General features: G+C 42.4%; 4 protein-coding genes. All 4 read right to left on the bottom strand.

The window, feature by feature from the left end:
- Nucleotides 1-877, bottom strand: an 877-nt coding sequence (locus ACWVCM_RS11785) for a c-type cytochrome (protein WP_455201952.1), incomplete at its 3' end; no start/stop codon positions are given.
- Nucleotide 878: 1 nt separating this feature from the next.
- Nucleotides 879-1259: a hypothetical protein gene (locus ACWVCM_RS11780; RefSeq protein WP_455201951.1), complete on the bottom strand. Its 381-nt coding sequence runs from the start codon at nt 1257-1259 to the stop codon at nt 879-881.
- Nucleotides 1260-2112: 853 nt separating this feature from the next.
- Entirely contained in the window at nt 2113-3588 is a 1476-nt protein-coding gene (locus tag ACWVCM_RS11775; protein WP_455201950.1) for an ATP-binding protein, read from the bottom strand.
- 79 nt (nt 3589-3667) lie between these two features.
- Nucleotides 3668-4247, bottom strand: a 580-nt coding sequence (locus ACWVCM_RS11770) for a phosphate/phosphite/phosphonate ABC transporter substrate-binding protein (protein WP_455201949.1), incomplete at its 5' end; no start/stop codon positions are given.

Here is a 4247-nt window from a genome sequence, read left to right as displayed (position 1 = left end):
GTGTATTCATGGCATTGGTAATACCGGAAGCCGTGTTGTTCACGATTGCTGAACCATCACCATGACAGGCACTGCAGTTGGCATTATATAAAGCCTGACCATCAAGGGTTCCGCCACTTCCACCGGTGTTACCACTGCTGGGTGGAGTCGTTTCCGTCCATAGTTGACCATGGCATGCAAAGCAAGATGGACCAGTACCGCCTGCCAGGTTGGTTCCATGGCAGGCTGTGCAAAAGCTGGTATAAGGCGTCGTTTTACCAGGTGCGTGTAAAAAGTCACTGACATTATCCGTGTGATTAGATGGCGCGTTACTGGTACGACCACCGCTGCTTGGCGGAGTCGTTTCCGTCCATATTACACTGTGGCAAGCCGTGCAGGAGGGTCCTACGTCACCTTCCAGATCCTGGCCATGGCAGGCTGTGCACCACCTGCTATAAGGCGTGTATTTGCCCAGCGCATGCAAAAAGCCATTTATACTGTCCGTATGATTAGCTGGCGCGTTACTGGTGCGTCCACCGCTACTGGGTGGCGTAGTTTCCTGCCATACCTGATCATGGCACGTGGTACACGAAGGACCTAAATCGCCTTGCAAATTCTGGCCATGGCAGGCTGTACACCAACTGGTAAAAGGTGTGTCTTTCCCCGGTGCATGCAAGAATCCACTTACATTGTCTGTATGATTCGAAGGGGCGGTGCTGGAAACACCACTACCACCTGCTTTAGATGTTTCAGCGACAAGCGGGGTGCTGTCTGAACCGCTGTCAAAACAGCTGGTGATTCCAACTGACACGACAAAAGCAAAGCCAATTACTAAAAAAGGAAAAAAATCAAATTGACAGTTTGAGTTTCGATGATTATTGGGTTTTGCCGTGTCCATATCAACTATCCTCTCTATTGCTGCTTTCAATGCTTAAGGGAATGAAGCCTGAGTTGGTGAAATTCATTGTTACGACGGAATTGTTGGATAAATGCATAATCGGCGATAGGTAAGATGCCGTGCCATGCAAGTTAACTAAATAGTAATTTTTGATAGGTGAAATGACAGCGTTATTACCAGTTGTTGTAATAGCAAGACCAGGTAGTAAGAAGGGAATCAAAAAGACTGGTAATAGCATAAAACCAATAACAGAAGCCTGGTGAACTGTCTGTGTCTGACAACTATTAATAGTATTAAATATTTCTACGCCTTTGTTGTTTTCAACTGACTGGTTGTTGTTGGCGATTAAATCTTTTGTTACACGCAACGGCATCTGGTTCATAACGCTTCCTTTCTATATTTACAGCACTACTGAGAGTGTCCTTTATGTATCTATCTCTTTTTATATATGCTGCAAACTGTTTAGCTTATACATTCTAATGAATGTGTAACTCCGTCATATAAATTGTAGGTAGATTAGGTCTAAAAACAATTTTCAGCCATGATGTAGATCAAAGTTCCTTCCTCTCAATGAAGTGCAAAAACACTATAAAACTAGGCGTTATTTTATTGTTGTGTGTCTTTGTGATAACAAAACCATATGAGATTAAAAGTGAGCTCTATTATGTTTTTTATTTTGCAATATATTAATAACCAGTTTTGCGCTGCTAAACCCGAATATATTTTTTTAATGTCAGCGAGCCGACAGATTTAGCTTGTGAAAACTAACGATATGTACGTTAAATCCTACAAAACTTCTTATCGTCGATTTTGGTTGTGTAGGCCTTTAAAAAAATTTGTGATGCCATTAAAAAACTGCCGTTGATGTCTTACTGTTTGTATCAGGTTTTTGAATTCAGCTTTTAAATTATTTTTTACTTGAGCCGGATTACTCAATGTCTGCCAACGGACTAAAATTGCAGTGCAAAAAAGCTAAAGGGCACTGCTATTTTATATATTCCCTAAGAGATATGTGGTTTGAGGAGAAGTATCGCAAAGGCGTGGCTTGGATAGATGTTTATAACAGCTGGAGTAAAGCTTTATTACAAAGACTATTTGTTTACAACAAGCTGTAGGCTTATTTAATTTGCGGGTATTTGCCAGAGAGGAAAAGATTAATTTTTATCACAAAGAGTATTGCTAGACTGGCTTGATACCTGGCGAAAGAACTAATTGTTTTATAGAAGAGAGTCAGGTTACCCGTGATGGTCATTGGCCGCTTTTAATATGGAGTATGCAGTCGGAACGGTAACGGTAAATGTAGAGCCTTTTCCTTGCTGACTTTCAACTGCTATATCGCCACCCATCAGATCACAAAGGCTTTTCGATATAGTTAATCCCAGCCCTGTGCCGCCGTACTTTATGGTAGTTTCTTTGTCAGCTTGTGTGAATGCCTCAAATACTCTGTTAACTTGCTCGACTGACATGCCAATGCCGGTGTCTTTTACGGCGATTGCAATAAAACCATTTAAGGGAGTAACGGAAACTGTAATAGTGCCTTGTTCTGTGAATTTTGCGGCGTTACTGATAAGATTCAGGATAACTTGCTTTAAGCGCAGTGAATCAGCGTAGGCATGCTCGCTGATCAGGCGCGATTCACAAACCAACTGGTTGTTATTTTTTTCTATCAATGGAGCGACTGTGGTTTTGATTTCTTCGATAAATTGTTCCATATCGACCACCGTAGGAACAATTTCAAATTTACCTGCCTCAATTTTGGATAGATCCAGCATGTCATCAATAATGCTATTAAGATGTCTTGCAGAGCCACATATTTTTTCCAGGTCTTTTTGACTTTCTTTGTCGCCATCATCCATTGCAAAGTCCAGCAATAACTCACTGTATCCAATGATTGCATTCAATGGTGTTCTGAGTTCGTGGCTAACATTGGCGAGAAAAGCGCTTTTAGTTTCGTTGGCTGCACGTGCATTGTCTCGCTCTTTTATCTGAATTTCCAGCTCTTCCAGTCGCTCGACTAGCTGGTTTGACATGCTCTTGAAAGCTCTCGCCAGATCGCCAACTTCATCTGTTCGATGGAGAATTTGTTCGTCAAGATTTAGCGTAAAATCGGTGAGGATATCGTTTACTTCGTGAGTTAATACCACGATGGGTTTTGTAAAATGCTTGGTAATTAACAGGCTTCCTATGGTTATGACAAGCAATGTTAACGCTAAAATCTCCACTAACCAGGTAACAGTGTCATTTCCTAAACTCTGCTGTGTATCCATGTAGTAAGCGATATGTGCATTCGCCAGATGATTACCAGGCAAACCAATCGGATAAACGATTTCTTTTACGGGGCGATCGTTAACCTGTATTTCCCCGATGGAGATGGTGTTGCTTTGTTCTGGAGTAGTGAATTGACTGCCAACCATGTCAAAATTTGAATGGCTATAGACAATACCCTTCGGTGAAACAATAGCTGCATAGGCATAGTGGTCTTCAGATACAGCGATGTTGACCAGATTTTCCAGCATAGGGTAATCGTTTACCAATAGAAGATCTTCACTACTTTCTGCCAGGGTACGAGCCTGCGACTTCGCTTGCAGGAATTTAAATTCATCCAGGCGCTGGTTAGCATCGCGCAGCAATACGAAACCCATGCTCATCAGTGACACTGTCACCAGTGCCAACAGGCTCACTAGAAATTTGGTATGAAAACTAAATCGCATGGTTATTTTAACTAGGCAATCGATGGCCTGCTGATGTCATCGATTGCCTTTAATATGAAATGTTGTCTCAATTGAAAGGTTACAAACCTGCCTGATCGCTTAGTTCTTTAATACGATTCTCAACCGCAGGGTCATAGGGTACAAACGTACCAATTTTCATTTTATGGAGTGAATTCATTGCCTGGGATCGGCTGTCAGAATCAGCCAGCAATGCTTCCTGGAAGCGCACAACAATGTCAGATTTAACATCGCGCGGAGTAAACATGACCGCTTCGGGAAATGCGTCTGTTTTGTCGAAAAAGCGCAAGTCTCCTGTATCAATTCGTCGTGACAAAATTTCGTAGTTTACTTCGCACATCACGGCTGTATCGGCTTCGCCAAGTAGTACCATGTAAGCCGCTTTTTTCAAATTCTTTGTGTACTCGACGGTCACATCTTTATCGATGTCCAAACCGTTTTTTGCCAGAAAGGCGCGAGGGGCAAGATAAGATCCTGCGCCGTAGGGGCTGATTAACGCAATTTTCTTACCTTTCAAATCGGCCGCAGATTTGATAGAGCTATCGTTTCGCACCAGGAATCTACCCTGGCTATAAACGCTATCACCCGTATTTTTCATCTGAGCGATGGCAGTTACTTTAGTATCGTTACTCAGCATGCTG

Source organism: Kaarinaea lacus (assembly GCF_975902315.1).
Note: the sequence above shows the minus strand (reverse complement) of the source record. Positions and strands in the feature narration are given on the sequence as shown.